Source organism: Enterobacter sp. MEB024 (assembly GCF_030209635.1).
GTDB classification, from domain to species: Bacteria; Pseudomonadota; Gammaproteobacteria; order Enterobacterales; family Enterobacteriaceae; genus Enterobacter; species Enterobacter ludwigii.
In genome coordinates this window covers 74,285-99,697 of record NZ_JARVRQ010000012.1, presented here as the reverse complement: position 1 = coordinate 99,697, position 25,413 = coordinate 74,285, and the positions used below count along the sequence as shown (strand labels likewise).

Sequence of the window (25,413 nt, the reverse complement as noted above, 5' to 3'; positions counted from 1 at the left end):
ATTCGCTATTTAACATGGAACTACAATGAAAATTTTTATCGTAAATCTAAAAAAATCAGTTGAACGTCGTAAAAAAATGGAAGCGCAACTGAATGCCTTAGGTCTTTCAGCTGAGTTTATCGAAGCAGTAGATGGCAGACTCATGTCTGAAGAAGAAAGGAAGGGAGTTACTGCCAACGTTAATTATGCATTCCTTCCTGGTGAGATCGGCTGTGCATTAAGTCATCAAAAAATTTATAAAAAAATGATTGATGAGAAGATCGGCGAAGCCCTTATTCTTGAGGATGACGTTGTTTTAAATGATGATTTTAAAAACGTTTTGGAACACATTACTGTCCCAGAGGTTCGTCCTTCTGTCATTTTACTAAGCCGTACAAATAAGTTTTTCCAAAAAAAAATAAAAAATATTTCCACCGGCTATTCTTTGCATAAGACCTTACATGCCACTACCACGCACAGTTATATTATCAACAACAAGGCTGCGTGCTCTTTACTCAAAGGGCTTAATCCTGTTTGGATCGTGGCTGATAAATGGGGACTATTCGAAGATATGTCATTAGTTGAAGTATATTCGGTAGTGCCTCATCCAGTTCATCTCTCTGAAGAAGCCCAAAATTCTACTATCAACATTCCGGAAGACTCACAAACCATCCATTTAAGAAAAAAGGAATTATGGAATCTTCTTATGTCACGTAGAACATTTAAAACGAAAATCAAACACAAATACAGAAGAGCGATTCTTCCACTTTTCAATAAGGTCATAAATCAAGGTAAAGGTTAAAACAGTAAATTCATAAGGAGGCTTGACTGGCCGTTCAATATAGGAGGGTTCTCTAATATCGATACAATTGAGAACCCCTCCGGAATTTTGCCATTCCATAAAACATTCAGTTTTTTAATCTATTGCCAAAGACTACTGAGTCGCATTCAGTAAAGAGTGTGTTTGCTAAACCGCAGTGAAATACATTGTGACTCTTCTTTCTGCTTCTGTGTAATTCACACCATTATACCCGTACTAAATACATATAGTTTTCGTAAAATTTCATAACGGAAAATCATGATCGCGTTTCACTTATCGCGGTATTTGCTGGCACGAGATTCTCCCTGACTGGATTGCAAATAGCAGTTATATCAAAAAAGCTGGAAATCCTGGCATTGTCATCGCAAGTGAAATCCAGTTCGGTCAGTTATTGATCATGGAGATATGCTGAAGTGCAGCAAAGAACTGCCGACCGGCAGGTCTTAAACTCTTCAGTCCCTGACAGGGTCAAAAAGGACCATGCGCCTTCAACAATTAATAAACAAATGGCTGTTTTATAGGAAATGCTGCAGCATGCAAATCGAAGTCGGTTTATATTATACGCTCCTTATGAGGATGTATCGTGGCTTAGGCTATCTAAGGCAGATCCCGATCCACTTTTACTTCATGAGAACCTGGCGCTGATTGCAGCCCTCCCCCGAAAATTGGCGTTGATCATCATAGTACTCCTACACTCGGGAATGAGGCCTGGCAAGATTTGAGCCCTGGCATGGGATGATGTTGATCTGGAAAAACCGAGCCGCAAAATCTACGTTTCGTTTTCCACCAGAGAAAAAATCACGAGCAAATGAGATCTATTTTTCAAAAAATTCGATTTCTTGGGATTGGCGACGAGGTTTATTCCAGGTTGATAGGAGATATGCGCCAGGATCAGGTCAACATGCTGAACAATCAGATGCCGACAGCGATGCCCCCAGGACGCCCCAAACAGTACGGGAGCATGAAAAAAGTCATTTAATTTCATGACGCTGGTTTCAAACTCCATAATCAGCGTTAAACTATTCATACCATTCATATAGGGAGAAAAGATGATGCGCGTACTGGTTGTTGAGGATAACGCATTGCTACGCCATCACCTGAAGGTTCAGCTTCAGGAGATGGGACATCAGGTGGACGATGCCGAAGATGCAAAAGAAGCCGATTATTATCTCAATGAGCACCTGCCGGACATCGCCATCGTCGATCTCGGATTGCCTGATGAAGACGGTTTGTCGTTGATTCGTCGCTGGCGCAGCCATGATGTCTCCCTTCCGGTTCTGGTATTGACCGCACGTGAAGGCTGGCAGGACAAGGTTGAAGTGCTCAGCGCGGGCGCGGATGATTACGTCACCAAGCCTTTTCACATCGAAGAAGTGGCGGCACGCATGCAGGCACTGCTACGCCGCAACAGCGGCCTGGCCTCCCAGGTGATTTCGATTCCCCCTTTCCAGGTTGATCTCTCCCGTCGTGAATTCTCGATCAATAATGAAGTCATTAAGCTGACCGCGTTTGAATACACCATCATGGAAACGTTAATCCGCAACAGCGGCAAAGTGGTGAGCAAAGACTCCTTAATGCTTCAGCTTTATCCGGATGCCGAGCTGCGTGAGAGCCACACGATTGATGTGTTGATGGGACGTCTGCGCAAGAAAATTCAGGCGGAGTACCCGCAGGACGTGATCACAACCGTCCGTGGTCAGGGTTATCTGTTCGAAATACGCTAAATGAAAGGGATCTTGCGTCATATTCTGCCCCTCTCGCTGCGGGTTCGCTTTTTACTGGCAACGGCCGCCGTCGTGCTGGTGTTATCCCTCTCCTACGGCATGGTGGCTCTGGTGGGCTACAGCGTCAGTTTTGATAAAACAACTTTTCGACTGTTGCGTGGTGAAAGCAACCTGTTTTATACCCTGGCGAAATGGGAAAACAACACGATCACCGTCGAAATGCCGGAAACCCTTAACCAGCAAAGCCCGACGCTGGCCCTGATTTATAACGAAAAGGGAAAACTACTTTGGGCACAACGCGATATCCCATGGCTGGTTAAAAGTATTCGTCCGGAATGGCTTAAGACCAATGGTTTCCACGAACTTGAAGCCGATCTGAACACCACCAGCTCGCTACTGCGCGAGGACCGCTCCCTGCAGCAAAAGCTGAATGAGATCCGCGCAGACGATGCCGAAACAGAAATGACGCACTCCGTGGCGATTAACCTCTACCCGGCCACGATGAACATGCCGCAGTTAACCATCGTGGTGGTCGATACCATCCCGGTCGAACTTAAACGTTCTTATATGGTATGGAACTGGTTCGTCTATGTTCTGGCCGCGAATCTGCTGCTGGTAATCCCGCTGCTGTGGCTCGCTGCGTGGTGGAGTTTACGCCCCATCGAATCGCTGGCGAGAGAGGTGCGCGAGCTGGAAGAACATCATCGTGAGAAGCTCAACCCGGAGACTACCCGCGAGCTGACAAGCCTGGTGCGTAACCTCAACCGTCTGCTGAAAAGCGAACGTGAGCGCTATGATAAATACCGCACCACCCTCACTGACCTCACGCATAGCCTGAAAACGCCGCTGGCGGTGATGCAAAGTACCCTGCGTTCGATGCGCAGCTCAAAGCTGAGCGTTGATAACGCCGAGCCGGTGATGCTGGAACAGATCAGCCGTATTTCTCAGCAAATTGGTTACTATCTGCACCGTGCCAGCATGCGTTCCGGCAGCGCGTTATTGAGCCGCGAACTGCATCCTGTGGCACCGCTTCTGGATAATCTCACCTCCGCGCTCAACAAGGTTTACCAGCGCAAAGGGGTCAATATCAGCCTCGATATCTCTCCCGAAATCAGCTTTGTTGGTGAAAAAAATGATTTCATGGAAGTGATGGGCAATCTGCTGGATAACGCCTGTAAATATTGCCTGGAATTCGTGGAAGTTTCCGCGCGTCAGACGGATAACGAATTGCATATTATCGTTGAGGATGATGGCCCGGGGATCCCGCGCAATAAACGTGATGTGGTATTCGACCGCGGTCAGCGTGCGGATACGTTGCGCCCCGGCCAGGGGGTTGGGTTAGCGGTGGCACGCGAAATCGTCGACCAGTACGACGGAAAAATTGAAACCGAAGACAGTTTACTCGGAGGTGCCAGAATGGAGGTCATTTTCGGTCGCCAGCAGCCCACATCGAACGATAGTTAACCCGTTATGTGAAAAATGCGAGGATCTCGCACCCAGGCTCCTGTGCTTCCGTTATAATCCGAGTCAGTAAGAGCCTGCGGAATAAAAAAATATGGATTATCACTTAACACTTAACTGGCCCGAATTTATTGAACGTTACTGGCAGAAACGCCCGGTCGTTCTTAAACGCGGGTTCAGCAATTTTGTCGATCCCCTCTCCCCTGACGAACTGGCCGGCCTGGCCATGGAGAGCGAAGTCGACAGCCGCCTGGTAAGCCACCAGGACGGGAAATGGCAGGTCAGCCACGGTCCTTTCGAAAGCTACGATCACCTCGGTGAAAACAACTGGTCATTACTGGTTCAGGCGGTTAACCACTGGCATGAACCGACTGCGGCGTTAATGCGTCCGTTCCGCGCCCTGCCCGACTGGCGAATGGACGATCTGATGATCTCCTTCTCCGTGCCAGGAGGGGGCGTTGGTCCGCATCTGGACCAGTACGACGTGTTCATCATTCAGGGTACAGGCCGCCGCCGCTGGCGCGTGGGCGACAAAGTGCCGATGAAACAGCACTGCCCGCATCCGGACCTGCTTCAGGTCGATCCGTTTGAAGGGATTATCGATGAAGAGCTGGAGCCGGGTGATATTCTCTATATCCCACCAGGGTTCCCGCACGAAGGGTATTCGCTGGAAAACTCGCTGAACTACTCCGTCGGATTCCGCGCACCAAGCGGTCGCGAAATGATCAGCGGCTTTGCTGACTACGTGCTGCAACGTGAACTGGGCAGCCATCGTTACAGCGATCCGGATGTGCCTGCACGCGAGCACCCGGCTGATATTGTGCCAGCCGAACTGGACAAGCTTCGCGGCATGATGCTGGATTTGATCAATGAACCGGCGCATTTCAGCCAGTGGTTTGGTGAGTTTATCAGCCAGTCACGCCATGAGTTGGATGTGGCACCGCCAGAGCCGCCATACCAGGCCGACGAGATTTATGACGCACTGCAGCAGGGCGACAAACTGGTTCGTCTGGGCGGGTTGCGCGTACTGCGCATCGGTGAAGATGTTTTCGTTAACGGCGAGAAGCTAGACTCCCCTCACCGTCCGGCGCTGGAGGCTATTGCCAGCCACCTGACCTTAACGGCTGATACCTTTGGCGATGCGCTGGAAGATCCCTCTTTCCTCGCGATGCTCGCCGCGCTGGTGAACAGCGGGTACTGGTTCTTTGAGGACTAAACCGTAAAGAAAAGCGTGCCGGGTGGCGGCTTCGCCTGACCCGGCTTTTTTTCGTCATTACCGTGCCGCGGTCAGCTCCGCAATTCGCACAATCACCTTCACCGCTTTTTCCATACCTTCCAGCGTCACGAACTCGTGCTTGCCGTGATAGTTGTAGCCACCGGTAAACAGATTCGGGCAAGGCAGCCCCATAAACGACAGCTGCGAACCGTCTGTGCCGCCACGAATCGGTTTTAACAGCGGTTCAATATCACAGTCACGCATTGCCTGCTGCGCGATATCGAGGATATGCGGATGCGCCATCACTTTCTCGCGCATATTGTAGTAGCTGTCTTCAATAATCAGCTCGATATAGCAATCCGGATGCAGGCCCTTACCGACCTTTTTGGCTATCTCCATCATCTTACGTTTACGCGCTTCAAATGCTTTACGGTCAAAGTCGCGAATGATGTAGTGCATCTGCGCACTGTCTACGGTGCCCTTAATGCTGGTCAGGTGATAAAAACCTTCATAACCGTCGGTCTGTTCCGGGCTCTCTTCTGGCGGAACTTCCGCATGAATACGCGCCGCCAGCGACAACGCGTTCACCATGACCCCTTTGGCGGAGCCAGGATGAACGTTGTTTCCGACGATTTTGATTGTCACGGACGCGGCGTTGAAATTCTCGAACTCCAGTTCCCCTACGCCGCCACCGTCGACGGTATAGGCCCACTTCGCGTTAAAGGCCTCTACGTCGAAGTGTTTTGCCCCCTTGCCGACCTCTTCATCCGGCGTAAAGGCGACACGGATATCCCCGTGCGGGATATTTTTCTCTTTCAGCACCGCCAGCGCCGTCATGATCTCGGCAATCCCCGCTTTGTCATCGGCACCCAGCAGCGTTTTGCCGTCGGTGGTGATGAGCGTTTGACCGAGCAGCTGGTGCAGCACCGGGAACATCACCGGCGACAGTACTTCGTCACCAATCCCCAGCGCAATGTCGCCGCCGCGGTAGTTTTCAACAATCTGCGGGTTCACATGTTTACCGCTAAAATCCGGAGAGGTGTCGACATGGGAGATAAAGCCAATCGCCGGGATATCACCGGAGACATTCGCAGGCAGCGTTCCCATCACAGTGCCTTTCTCGCTTAACGTGACGTTAACCAGCCCCATGGCGTCGAGCTGCTCTTTGAGCAGGTTTAATAACTTCCACTGGCCTTCGGTGCTTGGCACCTGGCGGACACCCGGTTTAGATTGGGTATCCAGCGAAACGTACTGTAAAAAACGCTCAAGTAATTTATCCATGCAGTCACCCTCACTTTTTGTGACAACATTATCAATAAGCATCAAAAGGCAAATATTGCGTCAGGTCACTTTTATCCCGCAAACGAGAATATTTTCCGTTTATATCGTATCCGTTAGTAAATGTAGCTTATGAATCAGTGACAAGGATTGGCGATTACAGTGGTTTGCCGTAGAATGTCCGCCCTCATTACGAGTCACCAAGGTGGTTACACACAAACCCCGCTTCGGTCTGCATCCCGGAGCGTCTATATGGGACAGCGCAAAAATTGAATACACAATCCCGTTCACGTTCACCGCTGGTGCAACTGGAACGAATTCGTAAAAGTTTTGATGGTAAAGATGTTATTTCCGGGCTCAACCTGACCATCAATGACGGTGAGTTCCTCACGCTGCTTGGCCCCTCTGGCTGCGGCAAGACAACCGTACTGCGCCTTATCGCCGGACTGGAAAACGTCGATAGCGGTCACATCCACCTTGAAAACCAGGATATCACCCAGGTCCCCGCCGAAGAGCGGCACGTGAATACCGTCTTTCAGAGCTATGCCTTGTTTCCGCACATGACCGTGTTCGAGAACGTCGCATTTGGCTTGCGGATGCAAAAAACACCGGCCAGCGAGATCCCTGCTCGCGTTACCGACGCGCTGCGCATGGTGCAACTGGAAGAATTTGCCCAGCGTAAGCCACACCAGCTTTCCGGCGGCCAGCAGCAGCGCGTTGCTATCGCCCGCGCTGTGGTCAATAAACCGCGTCTTCTCCTGCTGGATGAGTCACTTTCCGCGCTGGACTACAAACTGCGCAAGCAGATGCAGAACGAGCTTAAAGCCCTGCAGCGCAAGCTCGGCATTACCTTTGTCTTTGTTACCCACGATCAGGAAGAGGCACTCACCATGTCGGACCGTATCGTGGTGATGCGTGACGGCAAAATCGAGCAGGACGGCACGCCACGTGAAATCTACGAAGAGCCGAAAAACCTGTTCGTGGCCAGCTTCATTGGGGAAATCAACATTTTCAACGCCACGGTGATTGAACGCCTGGACGAACAGCGCGTGCGGGCCAACGTAGAAGGCCGCGAGTGCAATATCACCGTGAATTTCGCCGTCGAAAAAGGGCAAAAGCTCAACGTCCTGCTGCGACCGGAGGATCTGCGCGTTGAAGAGATCCACGGCAATACTGATGCCGAGGGCCTGATTGGCTATATCCGGGAGCGCAACTATAAAGGGATGACGCTGGAGTCTGTCGTCGAACTGGAAAACGGTAAGATGGTGATGGTCAGCGAGTTCTTTAATGAGGACGACCCTGATTTCGACCACTCCCTCGACCAGAAAATGGTTATCAACTGGGTAGAAAGCTGGGAGGTTGTACTGGCTGATGAAGAACACAAGTAAATTCCAGAATGTGGTGATTGCTACTATCGTCGGTTGGCTTGTGTTGTTTGTCTTCTTACCCAACCTGATGATCATCGCCACCAGCTTCCTGACCCGCGACGATACTGACTTCGTAAAGCTGGTCTTTACGCTGGACAACTACTCGCGTCTGCTCGATCCGCTCTATTTTGACGTGCTGTTGCACTCGCTTAATATGGCGCTGATCGCCACCGTTGCCTGCCTGGTGCTGGGTTATCCCTTTGCATGGTTTCTGGCGCGTCTGCCGCAAAAAGTGCGTCCACTGCTGCTCTTTTTGCTGATCGTGCCTTTCTGGACCAACTCCCTGATCCGCATCTACGGGCTGAAAATTTTCCTCAGCACCAAAGGCTATCTGAACGAGTTCCTGTTGTGGCTGGGCGTGATTGATACGCCAGTGCGCATCATGTTTACGCCGGGTGCGGTCATTGTGGGTCTGGTCTACATCCTGCTGCCCTTTATGGTGATGCCGCTCTACTCCAGCATTGAGAAGCTGGATAAACCGCTGCTGGAAGCTGCGAGAGACCTGGGCGCCAGCAAACTGCAGACCTTTATCCGGATTATCATTCCGTTGACCATGCCCGGCATCATTGCAGGTTGTCTGCTGGTAATGCTGCCGGCAATGGGCTTGTTCTACGTGTCCGACCTGATGGGCGGCGCGAAAAACCTGCTTATCGGCAACGTGATTAAGAGTCAGTTCCTGAACATTCGCGACTGGCCGTTCGGTTCCGCCACCAGCATTACGCTCACGGTGGTGATGGGCCTGATGCTGTTGATCTACTGGCGTGCTTCACGATTACTGAATAAAAAGGTGGAACTCGAATGATCGGTCGACTGCTTCGCGGCGGTTTTATGACCGCCATCTATGCGTATCTTTATATTCCGATCATTATTTTGATCGTGAACTCGTTTAACAGCTCGCGTTTCGGCATCAACTGGCAAGGTTTCACTACCAACTGGTACAGCCTGCTGATGAACAACGACAGCCTGCTGCAGGCTGCTCAGCACTCCCTGACGATGGCGATTTTCTCCGCCACCTTCGCCACGCTGATTGGTTCGCTTACCGCCGTGGCGCTCTACCGCTATCGCTTCCGGGGTAAACCGTTCGTCAGCGGGATGCTGTTTGTGGTGATGATGTCGCCGGATATCGTCATGGCGATTTCGCTGCTGGTGCTGTTTATGCTGCTGGGCGTCCAGTTGGGCTTCTGGTCACTGCTGTTCTCCCACATCACTTTCTGCCTGCCGTTTGTGGTGGTCACCGTCTTCGCACGCCTGAAAGGGTTTGACGTGCGCATGCTGGAAGCCGCAAAAGATCTGGGAGCCAGTGAGATGACGATCCTGCGCAAAATCATCCTGCCGCTGGCGATGCCCGCCGTTGCTGCCGGATGGCTGCTGAGTTTTACCCTGTCGATGGACGATGTGGTGGTCTCCTCCTTCGTCACCGGCCCGAGTTATGAAATTCTGCCATTGAAGATCTATTCAATGGTGAAAGTCGGCGTCTCGCCCGAGGTGAACGCGCTGGCGACCATACTGTTAGTGTTCTCGCTGGTGCTGGTGATTGCCAGCCAGGTTATTGCTCGTGATAAAACAACATCTCAGGGGACAATGAAATGAAAAAAATGCTTGCCGCTGCGGCACTGGTGCTCGGAATGGGTGCCGCGCACGCTGATGACAGCAAAACGCTCTATTTCTATAACTGGACCGAGTATGTGCCACCTGGCCTGCTGGAGCAGTTCACGAAAGAGACGGGCATCAAGGTTATCTATTCTACCTATGAGTCGAATGAAACCATGTACGCCAAGCTCAAAACTTACAAAGAAGGCGCGTACGATCTGGTCGTCCCGTCGACCTATTTCGTCGATAAAATGCGCAAAGAGGGCATGATTCAGAAGATCGATAAAACGAAGCTCACTCACTTCAACAATCTCGATCCGGAGATGCTCAATAAGCCGTTTGACCCGAATAATGACTACTCCATTCCTTACATCTGGGGCGCAACCGCCATTGGGGTCAACAGCGAGGCTATCGATCCGAAAACCGTTACAAGCTGGGCCGATCTGTGGAAACCGGAATACAAAGGCAGCCTGCTGTTAACCGACGACGCGCGCGAAGTGTTCCAGGTAGCGCTGCGTAAGCTCGGCTACTCAGGCAATACGACGGACCCGAAAGAGATTGAAGCGGCCTATAACGAGCTGAAAAAGCTGATGCCTAACGTGGCGGCATTCAACTCTGATAACCCGGCAAACCCGTATATGGAAGGCGAAGTGAATCTGGGCATGGTGTGGAACGGCTCCGCGTATGTTGCCCGTCAGGCCGGTACGCCGCTGGAGGTAGTGTGGCCGAAAGAAGGCGGGATCTTCTGGATGGATAGCCTCTCTATTCCTGCAAACGCGAAGAACGTTGACGGTGCCCTGAAGCTGATTAACTTCCTGCTGCGCCCGGACGTCGCGAAACAGGTTGCGGAGACCATTGGTTATCCCACTCCGAACCTCGCTGCGCGCAAGCTGCTCAGCCCGGCCGTCGCGAACGACAAATCGCTCTATCCGGATGCGCAAACCATCAGTAAAGGCGAGTGGCAAAACGATGTCGGTGACGCAAGCCGCATCTACGAAGAGTATTACCAGAAATTAAAAGCGGGCCGGTAAGCGGCCAGGCTTTCTTCCTCACTCCGTCTTAACGGAGTGAGGAACGATTAACTGACGGCGTTCTCCCCGGCCCAGATCGTGGCCTTCCTCATCGCCTCTACGATCTCTTCCTCTGCCAGCCCCAGCGCGTGACTTATTCTGCTTGCCTCATCCCACTGCTGTTGCTCGTAGTAATGGCAGAGGCGAACCATATCCGCTAACTGCCCTTCCTGATGGCACAACGCATTACTCACGCTCTGCGGGACAGCAATTTGCGTCATCAGCTCTGCCATCGGCAGCTCAAGCAGGGTATCAAGCAGTGAGAACAGACCGCACATGAACGCATTCTCAGCCAGCATCGGCTCATCCAGTTTCTCGGCAATCAGTTCACAGAATTTCCCGCGCATCATACTCATCGGGTAAAGCTCGGTGACGGTGTCGTTGGCTGCACTTGCCAGCACTACAACAGCCACAAACCTTCTGAGCTGATTTTCCCCGAGATACCTCAGCACTTCACTCAGCGTTAACTTGCTGAAATTACAGGCCCCCATGTGTTTAAAGGCGGTGTGCTTCATATAGCGCATGATTTTATAGGACAGCGTGAGGTCGCTTTTGATTAACGACTCGATGATCCGAAAGTCAGGTTTATTGCGTCCTACTTCCATTTGCAGACGGAAAATTGCAAGCTGGTTTTGCGATAGCCGTTTATATTTAATCACCTCCGGACGACAGAAAAAATATCCCTGGAAAAGAGAAAATCCGGCATTGCTGTATTGTTTGAATTCCTCTTTAGTCTCAATTTTTTCAGCCAGATATTTAATATGCCCGGTCAGGCTTTTACGCTCACTCAGGTAATTTTTAATTTGCGCTAAGGTGTAATTCTGGACATCAAATTTGATGATGGAAATATAGGGCAAAAAAACATCCCATTCCGGTGCGAGAGTGAAATCATCGAGCGCAAAGCAGTACCCGTGCTCATACATTTCTCTCACGGCCTGCAAAAGCGCCTCACCCGGGTCAGCATCTTCAAGGATCTCAATGACCACGTTGTTTTTGTCCAGCGCCTCAGCGCTGCGGTCGATGATCATCCGGGAAGGAAAATTGATAAACGACGTATGTTCCCCGGCGATGCGCTGGGACGGCACGGATAAGAACTGGTCTGATATCATTCTGGACGTGGCATATTCCGCCGATACATCGGGGAAACGGTTGGTCATTCCGTCTCTGAAAAGCAGCTCATAGGCCACGGTATTCATATCGAGGTTAAAAATGGGTTGTCTCGCGATAAATCCATACATATCCCATCCTCCTGAACGTCTTTATATTTATTAGCATCCCCTATCTGCACAACGATAACGAGCATTATCGAACACTAATTTGATTGAATGCACAAAATAAAAGCATCCACACTAATTAACGGGAATTAGCGATCAAAAATTTAAATTAAATATACCCGGTGCTCTACAGAAACATGGCGAAATATCCGATAAGTGATCTGTGCCTGCCCGACATGCACGTCATTACGGGAGTTGAGAATGAAAGACGCCATGGTCCGAAAACAAAAAATAAGAGTCAAGACGTTGATGCTATTGTCCATTTTCCTCACCGTGACGGTGGGCTTTACGGCAACGATCGGTTTTATGATGTGGCAGTGGATGGATCAGCAAGAAGTGCTGGCTAAAAAACACATCCGTCAGATAGCTGAAGTGCAGTCGTTGCAGGTCAGTAAACAGATGGATTCCGCTCTGGCGGCCGCGCGTGACATGGGAAATAGCGCTCAGGCAATGCGCGACGCGGGCATCGTTGATCGACAGGGACTCAACCAGCTGCTAATCCATTATCTCTCAGCGTACCCTCAGTTTCTTTCAATGTCGATGGCCTTTGAACCTGATGCCTTCGATGGCAACGATGCCACCTTTGCCGGTCAGAGCGGTGAAGATCCCGCCGGACGTTACGCCCGCTACGTTGACCGCGACGCCACAGGCAAACAGGCATTACATCTGCTGACGGACATCGAAACGCCCGGCAGCGGCGATTATTATCTGCTGCCGAAGCAACGGCAAAAAGATGTCATCATCGAACCCTATATTTATCCCTACAATGGGGTGGACGTAATGCTCACCTCGATTGCCGCCCCCATCATGCGTGAGGGTCAGTTCCTGGGGTCCGTCACGTCGGATTTCTCACTCGCGACCCTGCAATCGATGATCGGGGCGATTAAACCGTGGAACGGTACAGGCTACGCCCTGCTTCTGTCGGCGGGCAACAGCGTGGTTTCCAGCCCGGATAAACGTGCCGTAGGCAAGCCTTACACCGGAACTGTCACAGGGGATGAGGTGATACGCACAAACGATCCTCAACTGAAGGAAGAGGCATTTATCACCTGGCAGGCGATTACCATCGGCAACAGTCAGACGCCCTGGAAGCTGGCTATCGTCACCCCGGTCAGCGAAGTGATGGCCGAGGCAAGACAATTTTTACTGAAAGCCATCCTCCTGATGGTGTTAAGCATTGTGGTTGTCAGCCTGGTCATGGCGCAAATCTTTACCCGTAAAGTGGACCGCCCGGTGGGGGGCGAACCGTCAGATGCCGCCGGGATCGCGCTGGCCGTGGCCGGAGGCGACCTGAACAACGCTATCCCGGTGCGTCCCGGGGATACCAGCAGTATTTTTTACGCCCTGCACACCATGCAGATGCAGCTCAAGCGCATCGTGGGTAACATCAGCGAAGCCAGCCACTCCGTTCACGGTGGCACCAGTGAAATTTCGGCAGGCAATCTCGATCTGGCCTCACGCACCGAAGAACAGGCAGCGGCGATTGTCGAAACCGCGGCCAGCATGGAAGAGATTTCGGTCACGGTGAAAAATAACGCCGACAATGCGCACAAAGCTACCACCCTTACCGATCGCGCCGCGACCCTTGCCGGACATGGCGAGACGCTGGTCAACGATGTCGTGGTGGTGATCGGGGAAATTGACGAAAGCGCCCGTAAGATTGGAGAGATCAACAGCATTGTGGACGGTATCGCCTTCCAGACCAATATTCTGGCGCTGAATGCCGCCGTAGAAGCGGCGCGCGCGGGCGAACAGGGGCGCGGTTTTGCAGTGGTGGCAGGTGAGGTTCGCAACCTTGCCCAGCGAAGCGCCAACGCGGCAAAAGAGATCTCCCAGCTGATAGCCGAGTCTTCAGGCCGTGTCAGCAAAGGCGTTGAGCTGGTCAATGAAACCGGCGTCATGATGAAGCAGGTCATTGAGGCCGTGTCGCATGTGCATCTGGTGATTAACGATATTGTTCAGGCTCTGGATGAGCAGAATCGGGGAATTAGCCAGGTCAGCATTGCCGTCAATCAGATGGACAGCACGACCCAGCAGAACGCGTCCCTGGTACAGCAGATCTCGGCAGCGGCCCTGTCTCTGGACGAGCAGGCGAAATCGCTGGAGAAAACGCTGGCGTACTTTACGCCATAAACAAAAAAGGCACCCGCAGGACGGGTGCCTTTTCAGGCTATCGCGATTACAGCCCTTTCAGGAGCTTATCGACAAACTCCGGTACGACGGTACTGGCCAGGCCATAGTGCTTCTCTTCGAACTCACTGCCCACCTGGCTCGGCTCAAGATTCAGCTCAACCGTATGCGCGCCGTGCAGCCGCGCTTCGTGAACAAAGCCGGCCGCTGGATAGACATGGCCAGATGTGCCAATGGCGATAAAGACATCCGCCATGGCCAGCGCGCTGTAAATGTCATCCATACCAAGCGGCATTTCACCAAACCAGACCACATGCGGGCGCAGGCGCGACGGAAACTGGCAGCAGTGGCACTTATCTTCAGGCAGCACGTCCTCTTTCCAGTCCAGCACCTGACCGCTCCAGGCGCAGCGAACTTTCAGCAGTTCACCGTGCATATGGATGATGTTTTTGTTACCGGCCCGTTCATGCAGATTGTCGATATTCTGCGTAACCAGCAAAAAACGATCGCCAAGCGCCTCTTCCAGCTTCGCCAGCGCCAGATGCGCCGGATTAGGCACAACCTCTGGCTGCTGCAGCTGACGACGGCGGGCGTTATAAAACGCCTGCACAAGATCCGGATCGCGGGCAAAGCCTTCCGGCGTCGCCACATCCTCAACACGGTGCTCTTCCCATAACCCGTCCGCAGCGCGGAAAGTACGAATACCTGACTCTGCGGAGATCCCCGCCCCGGTCAGCACCACCACTCTGGGTTTATCCATCGCTTCTGGCATCATTCTGTCTCTGAAAAAGATCCGCTGGCGCAAGCGCTCACGTAAGCGGCGTTTATTTTTGCGAAAACGGCTGAGTCGACCTAAGCGACGCGACAGCATAAAAACCTCGTAAACTAATCGGTGAGATGAAGGAATGCGGCTCCGCGCATCCCTCCTGCGTCCCCGTGTCGCGCACGTTCAATACGCGGCACGCGGGCAACCGGCAATAAATGTCGGGGCAAACGCCCGGACAGCTGTTCCGTTAACGCGCTAAAGTTTGAAAGCCCTCCCCCAATCACCAGCAGATCCGGGTCGACGATGGTGAGAATATTACCCAGACACACCGCCAGCAGATCCAGATAGCGCTCAACGTGCTCTCGCGCCTGCGCATCCCCCTGCTCCCACAAGGTAATGATTTGAGGGGCTTCAAGTTTCTGATGATAGAAGTGTTCGTAAAGCCATGCAAACCCACGTCCGGAGAGGTAGTTCTCAATACAGCCGTGCTGACCGCAACCGCAGCAGGTCAGCGGGAAGTCGCGCCCGACGACCGCCAGGGCATCAACCGGCAGGCGGATATGGCCGAACTCTCCCGTAATGTAACTGCGCCCGGTAATCGGCTTACCGTTGATGACGATCCCTCCCCCTACGCCCGTGCCGAGGATCAGCCCCATCACCAGCGGATAGCGCTGAAACTCATCGTCCCAGGCTTCGGAGAGTGCAAAACAGTTGGCATCATTATCTAAACGCACGTCGCGTTCAAGCAGAGCGGAGAGATCGGCGCGCAGCGGTTTACCGCTGGCAGCAGGAACGTTGGCCGCATACAGCGTACCATCGTCAGTTTCGGGCATTCCCGGAATACCAATGCCGACGCTGCCTTTCACGCCAAAACGTGAATCAGCTTGCGCCACCAGCGCGGCAATGGCAGTTAAAAATTCATCATAGCTTTCGCGTGGTGTGGGAACGCGGGTTTCCCACTGCAGTTTGAGGTTTTTATCAAACACGCCCAGCGCAATTTTGGTGCCGCCAATATCAAATCCATAATACATCATGCATTCCTCTTTTTGATTTGGCGGCCTGACGACCGCTAAATCATGACGTAATTACTGGCCACTTAGTACCCTCGCCGGATCAATTCGGCTTGCGCGACGCGCCGGATACCAGCTTGCCAGCAGACTCAGTAAAAGTGCCGTTACCAGCACATAAAAAACGTCCAGCCAGTGCAATTCAGACGGCAGGAAGTCAATAAAATAGATATCACCTGACAGGAACTGGTGGCCAATAAGCGCCTCGATGCCATTGATAATTGGCGTCAGCTGCAGAGAAACCACCACGCCAATCACCACGCCGCAGAGGCTCCCGAACAGCCCAGCCAGCAGACCGTACCAGACAAAGATGGCACGAATAAGACCGTCTTTTGCCCCCAGAGTACGCAGGACGGCGATGTCGCCGCTCTTGTCTTTGACCGCCATCACCAGCGTCGAAACGATATTAAAGCACGCGACCCCAATCACCAGCACCATCGCCAGATACATAATGGCGCGGATCATCTGGATATCACGGTACATATAACCGTAAGTGCCAATCCAGCTTTTGATGTAGACATAGTTATTGGTCACGCTGCCGGCATCACGCACCAGCTTATTGGCGTTGAAGACGTCGTTGACCTTAATGGCAATCCCCGTCACGCTGTCGGCCATGTCGAGATACTGGCGCGCGTCTTCCATCGGCACCATCGCAAAGCTGTGATCGAGCTGGCCGCTTAACTGAAGAATACCGGTGACGTGCAGGCGTACACGTTTAGGCTGCTGCAGCTTGTGGTCGGCCCTGGCGTTCGGGATCATGATAGAGACCCAGTCGCCCTGCTTAACCTTCAGGGCCTCGGCAACGCCTTTGCCCATAATAATTTGCTGTTCACCGGCCTTAAAGTTTGCCCACGCGCCGTTTTGCACATATTTCGGCAACGCGCTGAGGCGCTCTTCCTGCACCGGGTTCACCCCTTTTACCTGAATGGCGCGCAGGTTAACGCCGCTCTCGACCAGCCCGGTAAAGTTAATGTAAGGTGCGGCCGCCACGATGCCTGGCACTTTTTCGATTTTGCTCAGGGCATCGCTCCAGTGCGTCCACGGCTGATTCACCGGTTCGATTTCACCGTGCGGGACCACCGCCAGGATGCGGTTATTCAGTTCACGCTCAAAACCGTTCATGGCGCTAAGGCCCACGATCAGCACCGCCACCCCCAGCGCAATACCGATGGTGGAGATCACCGAGATCAGTGACACCATGCCGCCGCGACGACGTCCGCGGCTAAAACGCAACCCTATGAGTAACGATAACGGTGAAGCCATTACTCCGCCTCCATCAGGGTCAGTTCTGGGTTCAGATGACCGTCGCGCATCTCAAGCTGACGCCCCATCCGTTTTGCCAGCTGGAGATCGTGGGTTACCACCAGAAACGCGGTTCCCTGCGAGGCATTCAACTCACCCAGCAGCTGGAAAATACTGTCCGCGTTGCGGGCGTCCAGGTTACCCGTTGGCTCATCCGCCAGTACCAGGCGCGGATTGTTGACCAGCGCACGCGCAATGGCCACACGCTGGCGTTCACCGCCGGAAAGTTCAGAAGGACGATGGTTACCGCGATGCCCAAGCCCAACCGCTTTCAGCATATCGCTGGCGCGAGTGTTAATTTCTGCAGGTTTCTTTTTACCAATCAGCAGCGGCATCGCCACGTTTTCCAGCGCCGTGAAATCCGGCAGCAGGTGGTGGAACTGGTAGATAAAGCCCAGCTCGCGGTTACGCAGCTCCGCTTTTGCCGCAGATGACATTTTGCTCATTGGCTGGCCGGAGAAAATCACGTCACCGCTGGTGGGTGTATCCAGCCCACCGAGCAGGTGTAATAACGTACTTTTGCCGGAGCCGGAACTGCCCACAATCGCCATCATCTCACCTTCGCCCACGCTGAAGCTCACATTGTGCAGCACGTCAGTCTGCACAGTGCCTTCCTGATAGCGTTTGGACAGGTTGTCGCATTGCAACAGGATCTTATTCATAACGTAAAGCCTCAGCGGGTTGAGTGGCGGCAGCGCGCCAGGAAGGATAAAGCGTAGAAAGCAGCGCAATGGCCATCGCAGCCAGCGCAATTCCAATCACCTGTAACGGTTCGATAGCCACGGGCAGCGCCGCACCATCAAGCAGAGCGCCGATGATCGGCATTAAATTGTTAAGCTGGCTGGCGAGCAGCGCCCCCAGCACCGCACCGAGTAGCGCACCGATAATCCCGGCACTGGCACCCTGCACCATAAATACCGCCATGATCTGGCGCGGCGTTAGCCCCTGAGTCTGCAGAATGGCGACTTCACCCTGCTTTTCCATCACCATCAACCCCAGTGAGGTGATGATGTTGAAGGCCGCGACCGCCACGATCAGGCTCAGCAGCAGCCCCATCATATTTTTTTCCATCCGCACGGCCTGGAACAGCTCGCCTTTGCGTTCACGCCAGTCCTGCCATTTGGTCCCTTCCGGCAACGTTTGCTGGCTGAGGGTATCCACTTTTAGCGGGGCGTCGAGCCACAGGCGCCAGCCGGTGATATTCCCCGCCGGATAGCGCATCAGACGTGACGCGTCCTGAATATTCACCAGCATCTGATAACCATCGACTTCGCTGTTGGCGGCAAACGTGCCAACCACCGTGAACAAGCGCTGGCTTGGCAAACGTCCCATCGGCGTAAACTGACTGGCCGACGGTACCATTACGCGCAGCTGGTCGCCACGGTTGACGCCAAGCTGCCCGGCCAGTTGCTCGCCGAGGATCACGTTATATTTGCCGGCTTCCAGGTCGGTCTGCTTCACGTTCACGAGGAACGGCGTCAGCGGGTCGTTTTGCGCCGGGTCAATGCCCAGCATCACACCGACCGCCACGCTACGGGCGCTTTGCAGCACCACATCGCCCGTGGTTAACGGCGCAACGCGCGTGACACCCTGTAACTTCGCCGCGCTTTCCGGGAGCTGTTGTGGGTTAACGGAACCGTTGGTTGAGGAGAGGATAGCCTGCGGCATCAGCCCCAGGATGTTGTTTTGCAGCTCGCGCTCAAAGCCGTTCATGACGGAAAGAACCGTCACCAGAGCCATTACGCCAAGCGTAATGCCAATAGTCGAAAGCCAGGAGACAAAACGACCGAAACGGTCCGCGGCGCGCCCACGCATGTAACGTAAGCCTATGAAGAGTGCGACAGGTTGGTACATGAAATCCGTCTGTTTGCTGATAGCAGACCCACGAGTATATAAGCGAATCCCTTAAGCGTAAATGACTGAAACCGTAAGCTTTGGTAATCATTTTTCTGAAAAATTCAGATAAATCAGGGTACTACTCTCTGAAACCTCCCTGTACAGCCTCCACCTTTTCCGAAAAACCTCCTGATACAGACTGTTACCCGTTACATCACGGTTTTGTTTAACAACAATTGTTCGTTCGTTTATGGCAAAAAGGTAGTCGCGAACAATGAAGCAAAAAGCATTATGGATTAACCAGATAAAAGGGCTGTGTATTTGCCTGGTGGTTATCTACCATTCAGTCATCACCTTTTATCCCCATCTCAATGGGTTACAACATCCGTTATCCGGTCTTCTCGCCAAATGTTGGGTCTATTTTAATCTCTATCTTGCTCCCTTCCGCATGCCGGTGTTTTTCTTCATTTCCGGCTATCTGATTCGACGTTACATCGATGAGGTGGACTGGCGTACCAGTCTCGATAAACGGATCTGGAGCATTGTCTGGGTACTGGCGCTGTGGGGCGTTCTGCAATGGCAGGCGCTGAGCCACCTCAACGCCTGGCTTGCTCCCGAGCGTGAACTGGCCACCTCCTCCAATGCGGCCTATGCCGATTCCCTTTCCGGGTTTGTGAAGGGAATGCTCACCGCCAGCACCAGTCTCTGGTATCTGTATGCCCTGGTGGTCTATTTCACGCTGTGTAAACTACTGAGCCGCTGGAAGCTGCCGGTACTGGGGCTGCTGGCACTGGCGAGCGTCGCGATAAACTTCCTGCCGCTGCCGTGGTGGGGAATGAACAGCGTGGTGCGCAACATGATCTACTACAGCCTCGGCGCGTGGTATGGCGCTGAGCTGATGGCGTGGATGAAAGGGTTCAATCTGCGTCGCGCCTGGCTGGCGTTAGCCGCCTTCGCTGCCGTCTCTGTGGTGCTGTGGTTTGCTAACGTCCCGCTGCTGCTCTCCCTGCTGTCGATTGTGTTGATCATGAAGCTTTTCTACAGCATTGAGCAACGTTATGCCGTCCATCCTAATAATCTGCTTAACGTGATCGGTTCTAATACCATCGCGATTTATACCACCCATCGCATCCTGATTGAGGCCTTTAGCCTGTTCCTGATTGGTGAGATGAATGCCGCATACTGGCCGGTCTGGGCGGAGCTGACGTTGATTCTGGTCTACCCGTTTGCCAGCCTGTTGCTCTGCACCGTTGCCGGGCTTGGGGTGCGTAAGGTCTCCACCGCACTGTTTGGTGATGTGTTCTTCTCCCCGCCTTCCACGCTTTCTCCGTCATCGGCCAGCCGCTGATGCGCTTTTCGCCCCCTTTTGGGGGCGAATTTCCTCCCTGTGCGGTTCCGGTTTGATTATGTAAAACGATCGAGGATAATAAAGACATTGCGTATCAGTGATATGCCCCAATACTGTTGGTATATCCCCAAGAGACTCTGACATAGCCATGCCTGAACACTATCGATATTCCTTGCCTGTCAAAGCGGGCGATCAGCGCCAGCTGGGCGAACTTACTGGCGCGGCGTGCGCCACGCTGGTGGCAGAAATCGCTGAGCGACACCCGGGTCCGGTGGTACTGGTTGCCCCGGATATGCAAAATGCCCTGCGTCTGCATGATGAAATCCGCCAGTTCACTGACAATCTGGTGTTCAGTCTGGCCGACTGGGAAACGCTGCCGTATGACAGTTTCTCGCCGCACCAGGAGATCATCTCCTCTCGTCTGTCGACCCTGTATCAGTTACCGACGATGCAGCGCGGCGTGCTGATCGTCCCCGTAAACACCCTGATGCAGCGCGTCTGTCCGCACAGCTATCTTCATGGCCATGCGCTGGTGATGAAAAAAGGCCAGCGCCTGTCCCGGGACGCCCTGCGCGCGCAGCTCGACAGCGCCGGTTATCGCCATGTCGATCAGGTGATGGAGCACGGGGAATATGCCACGCGTGGTGCACTGCTCGATCTTTACCCGATGGGCAGCGACCAGCCGTATCGTCTGGATTTCTTCGATGATGAAATCGACAGCCTGCGCGTATTCGACGCCGACACGCAGCGCACGCTGGAAGAAGTGGACTCCATCAATTTACTGCCCGCACATGAGTTCCCGACAGACAAAACCGCAATCGAGCTGTTCCGCAGCCAGTGGCGCGACAGATTCGACGTCAAACGCGATGCCGAACATATCTACCAGCAGGTCAGCAAAGGGACGCTGCCGGCGGGTATTGAATACTGGCAGCCGCTGTTCTTTAACGAGCCTCTGCCCGCGCTGTTCAGCTATTTCCCGGCCAATACGCTGATTGTTAACACCGGTGATATCGACGCCAGCGCCAGCCGTTTTGAGAGCGAAACCCGCGCCCGCTTTGAAAACCGGGGCGTGGACCCGATGCGTCCGCTGTTGCCACCGGAGGTGCTGTGGCTGCGCACTGATGAGCTGAACGCCGAGCTGAAACGCTGGCCGCGTATGCAGCTCAAAACCGATTCGCTCGCCGACAAGGCCGCCAATACCAACCTCGCCTTCCGCACGCTACCGGATTTATCCGTTCAGGCGCAGCAGAAGTCGCCGCTGGATAATCTGCGCAAGTTCCTCGAGTCCTTTACCGGGCCGGTCGTGTTTTCCGTTGAAAGTGAAGGCCGCCGGGAAGCGCTGGGTGAACTGCTGGGGCGGATCAAAATTGCGCCGAAACGTATTTTGCGCCTGAGTGAAGCCACCGGTAATGGCCGTTATCTGATGATTGGCTCCGCCGAGCACGGGTTTGTGGATACCCTCAACAATCTGGCGCTGATTTGCGAAAGCGACCTGCTGGGGGAACGCGTGGCGCGCCGCCGTCAGGACAGCCGTCGCACCATTAATCCGGACACGCTGATCCGTAACCTCGCCGAACTGCACCCCGGCCAGCCGATTGTTCACCTGGAGCACGGGGTGGGCCGTTATCAGGGCATGACGACGCTGGAAGCCGGTGGCATCAAGGGCGAATACCTGATGCTGACCTACGCCAATGACGCCAAACTCTATGTGCCGGTCTCCTCACTGCATCTCATCAGCCGCTATGCCGGCGGTGCAGAAGATCATGCGCCATTACATAAACTGGGCGGCGACGCCTGGGCGCGCGCGCGGCAGAAAGCCGCGGAAAAAGTGCGTGATGTGGCGGCAGAACTGCTGGATATCTACGCCCAACGCGCGGCCAAAGAAGGCTTTGCCTTCAGGCATGATAAACAACAGTACCAGATGTTCTGCGATAGCTTCCCGTTTGAAACCACGCCGGATCAGGCCCAGGCCATTAATGCTGTGCTGAGCGACATGTGCCAGCCGCTGGCGATGGACAGGCTGGTTTGCGGCGATGTCGGCTTCGGCAAAACCGAAGTGGCGATGCGCGCCGCCTTCCTCGCGGTAGAAAACAACAAACAGGTCGCGGTGTTGGTGCCTACCACCCTGCTCGCCCAGCAGCATTTTGACAACTTCCGCGACCGTTTCGCCAACTGGCCGGTTCGTATTGAGATGCTGTCACGTTTTCGCAGTACCAAAGAGCAGACCCAGATTCTGGAACAGGCCAGCGAGGGTAAGATCGATATTCTGATCGGCACCCACAAGCTGCTGCAGAGTGATGTGAAGTGGAAAGATCTGGGGCTGTTGATCGTCGATGAAGAACACCGCTTCGGGGTCCGTCATAAAGAGCGTATTAAAGCGATGCGTGCCGACGTCGATATCCTCACCCTCACCGCCACACCGATCCCGCGAACGCTGAATATGGCGATGAGCGGCATGCGCGACCTGTCGATTATCGCCACGCCGCCGGCACGTCGTCTGGCGGTAAAAACCTTTGTTCGTGAGTACGACAACCTGGTCGTCCGCGAGGCTATTCTGCGTGAAGTACTGCGCGGGGGTCAGGTCTATTATCTCTATAACGACGTGGAAAATATCCAGAAAGCGGCGGACAGGCTGGCCGAACTGGTGCCGGAAGCGCGCATCGCTATCGGTCACGGTCAAATGCGCGAGCGCGAGCTGGAGCGGGTGATGAACGATTTCCACCACCAGCGCTTTAACGTCCTGGTGTGTACCACCATCATTGAAACCGGGATCGATATTCCGACGGCCAATACCATCATTATTGAGCGCGCGGATCACTTTGGACTGGCGCAGCTTCACCAGTTGCGTGGCCGCGTTGGCCGCTCGCACCATCAGGCCTACGCCTGGCTGCTGACCCCGCATCCGAAAGCGATGACCACCGATGCGCAAAAACGTCTGGAGGCTATCGCATCGCTGGAAGATCTGGGCGCGGGCTTCGCGCTGGCGACACACGACCTTGAGATCCGCGGTGCAGGTGAACTTCTGGGCGAAGACCAGAGCGGCTCGATGGAAACCATCGGCTTCTCGCTCTATATGGAGCTGCTGGAAAATGCGGTCGATGCCCTGAAGGCCGGACGTGAGCCATCGCTGGAAGATCTGACCAGCCAGCAAACTGAGGTGGAACTGCGCATGCCTTCCCTGCTACCGGATGATTTTATTCCGGATGTGAACACGCGTCTGTCGTTCTACAAACGTATCGCCAGTGCGAAAAATGAGAACGAACTGGATGAAATTAAGGTAGAGCTGATCGATCGCTTTGGCCTGTTGCCGGATGCCGCGAGAAACCTGCTGGATATTGCGAGGCTGCGCCAGCAGGCACAGAAGCTGGGCATTCGTAAGCTCGAAGGCAATGAAAAAGGTGGCGTGATTGAATTTGCCGAGAAGAATCACGTTAATCCGATGTGGCTAATCGGTCTGCTCCAGAAACAGCCGCAGCATTTCCGTCTGGATGGTCCAACGCGTCTGAAATTTACGCAGGAGCTGACGGATCGTAAAAACCGGATGGAGTGGGTTCGTCACTTTATGCGTCAGCTGGAAGAGAACGCTGTCGCATAATTCCCCTTCCCCCCGTTGGCGCAATGCTTACGGGGGGACAATTTACAAACTCTTTGCACTTCACCTGGATTTCCCGACATACCCATTCGCCATAATTATCGTTAACGCCTTATAAAACAATAACCTTATTATTTATATGGATTATGGTGATGATGACCTCTTCGCGTTTTACCCGCTGGATAACCGTGTTTGCGCTGGCAGCAACGGTCGCTGTTGCGCTTCCTGCACGCGCAAATACCTGGCCTCTTCCCCCTGCTGGCAGCAAGGTCGTGGGCGAAAACCGTTTTCATGTGGTTGAAAATAATGGGGGATCGCTCGAAGCGATTGCCAAAAAATATAACGTAGGCTTTCTGGCTCTGCTGCAGGCTAACCCTGGAGTCGACCCCTATGTGCCACGCGCTGGCAGCGTCCTGACCATCCCGTTGCAGACCATTCTCCCGGATGTAGCGCGCGAAGGGATCGTGATAAACCTTGCCGAGCTGCGTCTTTACTATTACCCGCCGGGTAAAAATGAAGTCACCGTTTATCCAATCGGTATTGGCCAGCTGGGCGGCGACACGCTGACCCCAACAATGGTCACCACCGTATCGGATAAACGTGCCAACCCAACCTGGACGCCAACGGCTAATATTCGTGCTCGCTATAAAGCACAGGGAATTGATTTACCGGCTGTGGTGCCAGCGGGTCCGGAGAATCCGATGGGTCACCACGCGATCCGTCTTGCGGCCTATGGTGGCGTTTACCTTCTGCATGGAACAAATGCGGATTTCGGTATCGGGATGCGCGTCAGTTCCGGCTGTATTCGTCTGCGCGATGATGATATCAAGACGCTCTATAGCGTGATCACCCCTGGTACCCGAGTGAATATTATTAATACGCCCATTAAGGTTTCTGAGGAGCCGGGTGGCGTAAGACTGGTTGAAATTCACCAGCCGTTATCGAAAAACATTGGCGACGATCCGCAGACACTGCCAATAAATCTGAATGCCGCGATGGTGAGCTTTAAAACAAATGCCCGCACGGATGGCATCGTGATGGAGCGTGCGATGGAGGCGCGTTCCGGGATGCCCACCGATGTCACCCGGCATCAGGATGTCACCCAGCAGTCGATGTGATCCCCAATAAAAAAAGCCCTGCTGAGCAGGGCTTTTTTACAGTGGCATCGCAGTGGCATAAATGAGGGTTTAGCCAGGCTTATTTGTAGATAACAGCGGTGCCGTGCAGGGTGTTAGGACCGGTCACTGAGGTGATGCGGAAAGATTTTGCACCCATCTCGTCAGCTTTCTGCGCCAGCTGATCTTCCAGTGAGCCCAGGTTAGTCCCGGCAGAAGCAGAGATAGTCCCGACTTTATGCTGGTCAGCAGGGGTTGATTGCACTTCAACAGCAGCGAAGCTTGCGAAAGAAAGTGAACTCAGAACAGCAGCAGCGATGAGGGTTTTTACGTTTTTCATGATTTTTACCTTTGGGCAGATGATTTGGAGGTCGTTAGCTATTTAGTTAACGATCGATAGGTAAATAATAAATGTGAT

General features: G+C 53.5%; 20 protein-coding genes. 12 read left to right on the top strand and 8 right to left on the bottom strand.

All coding sequences use genetic code 11. The annotated features are described in order from the left end of the window. Window positions 1–25 precede the first annotated feature (25 nt). The 4 genes from QRN24_RS18260 (at window position 26) to QRN24_RS18245 (ending at window position 5,200) form a co-directional block, all read left to right on the top strand. A complete protein-coding gene (locus QRN24_RS18260; protein WP_032681236.1) occupies window positions 26–781 on the top strand; it encodes a glycosyltransferase family 25 protein in 756 nt (251 codons plus the stop codon). A 1,070-nt stretch (window positions 782–1,851) separates the two neighbouring features. Continuing rightward, window positions 1,852–2,523 (top strand): two-component system response regulator PhoP, encoded by a 672-nt coding sequence (phoP, locus tag QRN24_RS18255; protein ID WP_032670531.1) that lies wholly within the window; start codon window positions 1,852–1,854, stop codon window positions 2,521–2,523. Beyond that, window positions 2,524–3,987, top strand: a complete 1,464-nt coding sequence (phoQ, locus tag QRN24_RS18250) for a two-component system sensor histidine kinase PhoQ (protein WP_284942946.1) — start codon at window positions 2,524–2,526, stop codon at window positions 3,985–3,987. A 91-nt stretch (window positions 3,988–4,078) separates the two neighbouring features. Continuing rightward, window positions 4,079–5,200, top strand: coding sequence for a ribosomal protein uL16 3-hydroxylase (locus QRN24_RS18245; protein ID WP_032677894.1), 1,122 nt, complete (start codon window positions 4,079–4,081; stop codon window positions 5,198–5,200). Between the two features lie 57 nt (window positions 5,201–5,257). Here the strand turns inward: QRN24_RS18245 and pepT are convergent, their stop codons facing one another. Further along, window positions 5,258–6,481 carry a peptidase T gene (pepT, locus tag QRN24_RS18240; protein ID WP_032681239.1) on the bottom strand — a complete coding sequence of 408 codons (1,224 nt, stop codon included), beginning with the start codon at window positions 6,479–6,481 and terminating at the stop codon, window positions 5,258–5,260. Between the two features lie 233 nt (window positions 6,482–6,714). On the opposite strand from pepT, the gene potA reads away from it, so the two are divergent. From potA to potD, 4 genes are read left to right on the top strand one after another with little or no spacing between them, the layout of a single operon-like run. Further along, window positions 6,715–7,866 carry a spermidine/putrescine ABC transporter ATP-binding protein PotA gene (gene potA, locus QRN24_RS18235; RefSeq protein ID WP_171032980.1) on the top strand — a complete coding sequence of 384 codons (1,152 nt, stop codon included), beginning with the start codon at window positions 6,715–6,717 and terminating at the stop codon, window positions 7,864–7,866. Next, window positions 7,850–8,707, top strand: coding sequence for a spermidine/putrescine ABC transporter permease PotB (potB, locus tag QRN24_RS18230; RefSeq protein ID WP_020884651.1), 858 nt, complete (start codon window positions 7,850–7,852; stop codon window positions 8,705–8,707). The genes potA and potB overlap by 17 nt, the downstream gene beginning before the upstream one ends. Beyond that, window positions 8,704–9,495, top strand: coding sequence for a spermidine/putrescine ABC transporter permease PotC (potC, locus tag QRN24_RS18225; RefSeq protein ID WP_284942945.1), 792 nt, complete (start codon window positions 8,704–8,706; stop codon window positions 9,493–9,495). Before potB ends, potC begins: the two co-directional genes overlap by 4 nt. Beyond that, window positions 9,492–10,526, top strand: a complete 1,035-nt coding sequence (gene potD / locus QRN24_RS18220) for a spermidine/putrescine ABC transporter substrate-binding protein PotD (RefSeq protein ID WP_014169602.1) — start codon at window positions 9,492–9,494, stop codon at window positions 10,524–10,526. Before potC ends, potD begins: the two co-directional genes overlap by 4 nt. Before the next feature lie 47 nt (window positions 10,527–10,573). Here potD and QRN24_RS18215 read toward each other — a convergent pair whose 3' ends face one another. Continuing rightward, entirely contained in the window at window positions 10,574–11,803 is a 1,230-nt protein-coding gene (locus QRN24_RS18215) for an EAL and HDOD domain-containing protein (protein WP_284942944.1), read from the bottom strand. Window positions 11,804–12,040: 237 nt separating this feature from the next. Here QRN24_RS18215 and QRN24_RS18210 point away from each other — a divergent pair, with 237 nt between their 5' ends. Further along, entirely contained in the window at window positions 12,041–13,972 is a 1,932-nt protein-coding gene (locus QRN24_RS18210) for a methyl-accepting chemotaxis protein (protein WP_284942943.1), read from the top strand. A gap of 46 nt (window positions 13,973–14,018) precedes the next feature. On the opposite strand, the gene cobB is transcribed toward QRN24_RS18210, so the two are convergent. Genes cobB through lolC form a run of 5 tightly spaced genes read right to left on the bottom strand, consistent with a single transcriptional unit; the run spans window position 14,019 to window position 18,958 of the window. Next, window positions 14,019–14,840: a Sir2 family NAD+-dependent deacetylase gene (cobB, locus tag QRN24_RS18205; RefSeq protein WP_014169599.1), complete on the bottom strand. Its 822-nt coding sequence runs from the start codon at window positions 14,838–14,840 to the stop codon at window positions 14,019–14,021. A gap of 14 nt (window positions 14,841–14,854) precedes the next feature. After that, a complete protein-coding gene (nagK, locus tag QRN24_RS18200; RefSeq protein ID WP_284942952.1) occupies window positions 14,855–15,766 on the bottom strand; it encodes an N-acetylglucosamine kinase in 912 nt (303 codons plus the stop codon). Window positions 15,767–15,820: 54 nt separating this feature from the next. Beyond that, window positions 15,821–17,065: a lipoprotein-releasing ABC transporter permease subunit LolE gene (gene lolE / locus QRN24_RS18195; RefSeq protein WP_284942942.1), complete on the bottom strand. Its 1,245-nt coding sequence runs from the start codon at window positions 17,063–17,065 to the stop codon at window positions 15,821–15,823. Continuing rightward, complete coding sequence (gene lolD, locus QRN24_RS18190) at window positions 17,065–17,766, bottom strand: lipoprotein-releasing ABC transporter ATP-binding protein LolD (protein WP_284942941.1); 702 nt, start codon at window positions 17,764–17,766, stop codon at window positions 17,065–17,067. The genes lolE and lolD overlap by 1 nt, the downstream gene beginning before the upstream one ends. Beyond that, window positions 17,759–18,958: a lipoprotein-releasing ABC transporter permease subunit LolC gene (gene lolC, locus QRN24_RS18185; RefSeq protein ID WP_025204446.1), complete on the bottom strand. Its 1,200-nt coding sequence runs from the start codon at window positions 18,956–18,958 to the stop codon at window positions 17,759–17,761. The genes lolD and lolC overlap by 8 nt, the downstream gene beginning before the upstream one ends. A 256-nt stretch (window positions 18,959–19,214) precedes the next feature. On the opposite strand from lolC, the gene QRN24_RS18180 reads away from it, so the two are divergent. From QRN24_RS18180 to ldtC, 3 genes are all read left to right on the top strand, one after another. After that, complete coding sequence (locus QRN24_RS18180; protein WP_014169594.1) at window positions 19,215–20,288, top strand: acyltransferase family protein; 1,074 nt, start codon at window positions 19,215–19,217, stop codon at window positions 20,286–20,288. A gap of 148 nt (window positions 20,289–20,436) precedes the next feature. Further along, window positions 20,437–23,883 (top strand): transcription-repair coupling factor, encoded by a 3,447-nt coding sequence (gene mfd, locus QRN24_RS18175; RefSeq protein ID WP_025204447.1) that lies wholly within the window; start codon window positions 20,437–20,439, stop codon window positions 23,881–23,883. 149 nt (window positions 23,884–24,032) lie between these two features. Continuing rightward, on the top strand, window positions 24,033–24,998 hold the full coding sequence (gene ldtC, locus QRN24_RS18170; protein WP_032681246.1) for a L,D-transpeptidase LdtC: 966 nt from the start codon (window positions 24,033–24,035) through the stop codon (window positions 24,996–24,998). A gap of 79 nt (window positions 24,999–25,077) precedes the next feature. Here the strand turns inward: ldtC and bhsA are convergent, their stop codons facing one another. Then, entirely contained in the window at window positions 25,078–25,335 is a 258-nt protein-coding gene (gene bhsA / locus QRN24_RS18165) for a multiple stress resistance protein BhsA (protein ID WP_013097102.1), read from the bottom strand. Window positions 25,336–25,413: the final 78 nt, after the last annotated feature.

What these genes read in the sequence shown, in the direction of transcription:
- QRN24_RS18260 (WP_032681236.1), top strand. Translation starts at nt 26, where the DNA reads ATGAAAATTTTTATCGTAAATCTAAAAAAATCAGTTGAACGTCGTAAA.
- phoP (WP_032670531.1), top strand. Translation starts at nt 1,852, where the DNA reads ATGCGCGTACTGGTTGTTGAGGATAACGCATTGCTACGCCATCACCTG.
- phoQ (WP_284942946.1), top strand. Translation starts at nt 2,524, where the DNA reads ATGAAAGGGATCTTGCGTCATATTCTGCCCCTCTCGCTGCGGGTTCGC.
- QRN24_RS18245 (WP_032677894.1), top strand. Translation starts at nt 4,079, where the DNA reads ATGGATTATCACTTAACACTTAACTGGCCCGAATTTATTGAACGTTAC.
- pepT (WP_032681239.1), bottom strand. Translation starts at nt 6,481, where the DNA reads ATGGATAAATTACTTGAGCGTTTTTTACAGTACGTTTCGCTGGATACC.
- potB (WP_020884651.1), top strand. Translation starts at nt 7,850, where the DNA reads ATGAAGAACACAAGTAAATTCCAGAATGTGGTGATTGCTACTATCGTC.
- potC (WP_284942945.1), top strand. Translation starts at nt 8,704, where the DNA reads ATGATCGGTCGACTGCTTCGCGGCGGTTTTATGACCGCCATCTATGCG.
- potD (WP_014169602.1), top strand. Translation starts at nt 9,492, where the DNA reads ATGAAAAAAATGCTTGCCGCTGCGGCACTGGTGCTCGGAATGGGTGCC.
- QRN24_RS18215 (WP_284942944.1), bottom strand. Translation starts at nt 11,803, where the DNA reads ATGTATGGATTTATCGCGAGACAACCCATTTTTAACCTCGATATGAAT.
- QRN24_RS18210 (WP_284942943.1), top strand. Translation starts at nt 12,041, where the DNA reads ATGAAAGACGCCATGGTCCGAAAACAAAAAATAAGAGTCAAGACGTTG.
- cobB (WP_014169599.1), bottom strand. Translation starts at nt 14,840, where the DNA reads ATGCTGTCGCGTCGCTTAGGTCGACTCAGCCGTTTTCGCAAAAATAAA.
- nagK (WP_284942952.1), bottom strand. Translation starts at nt 15,766, where the DNA reads ATGTATTATGGATTTGATATTGGCGGCACCAAAATTGCGCTGGGCGTG.
- lolE (WP_284942942.1), bottom strand. Translation starts at nt 17,065, where the DNA reads ATGGCTTCACCGTTATCGTTACTCATAGGGTTGCGTTTTAGCCGCGGA.
- lolD (WP_284942941.1), bottom strand. Translation starts at nt 17,766, where the DNA reads ATGAATAAGATCCTGTTGCAATGCGACAACCTGTCCAAACGCTATCAG.
- lolC (WP_025204446.1), bottom strand. Translation starts at nt 18,958, where the DNA reads ATGTACCAACCTGTCGCACTCTTCATAGGCTTACGTTACATGCGTGGG.
- QRN24_RS18180 (WP_014169594.1), top strand. Translation starts at nt 19,215, where the DNA reads ATGAAGCAAAAAGCATTATGGATTAACCAGATAAAAGGGCTGTGTATT.
- mfd (WP_025204447.1), top strand. Translation starts at nt 20,437, where the DNA reads ATGCCTGAACACTATCGATATTCCTTGCCTGTCAAAGCGGGCGATCAG.
- ldtC (WP_032681246.1), top strand. Translation starts at nt 24,033, where the DNA reads ATGATGACCTCTTCGCGTTTTACCCGCTGGATAACCGTGTTTGCGCTG.
- bhsA (WP_013097102.1), bottom strand. Translation starts at nt 25,335, where the DNA reads ATGAAAAACGTAAAAACCCTCATCGCTGCTGCTGTTCTGAGTTCACTT.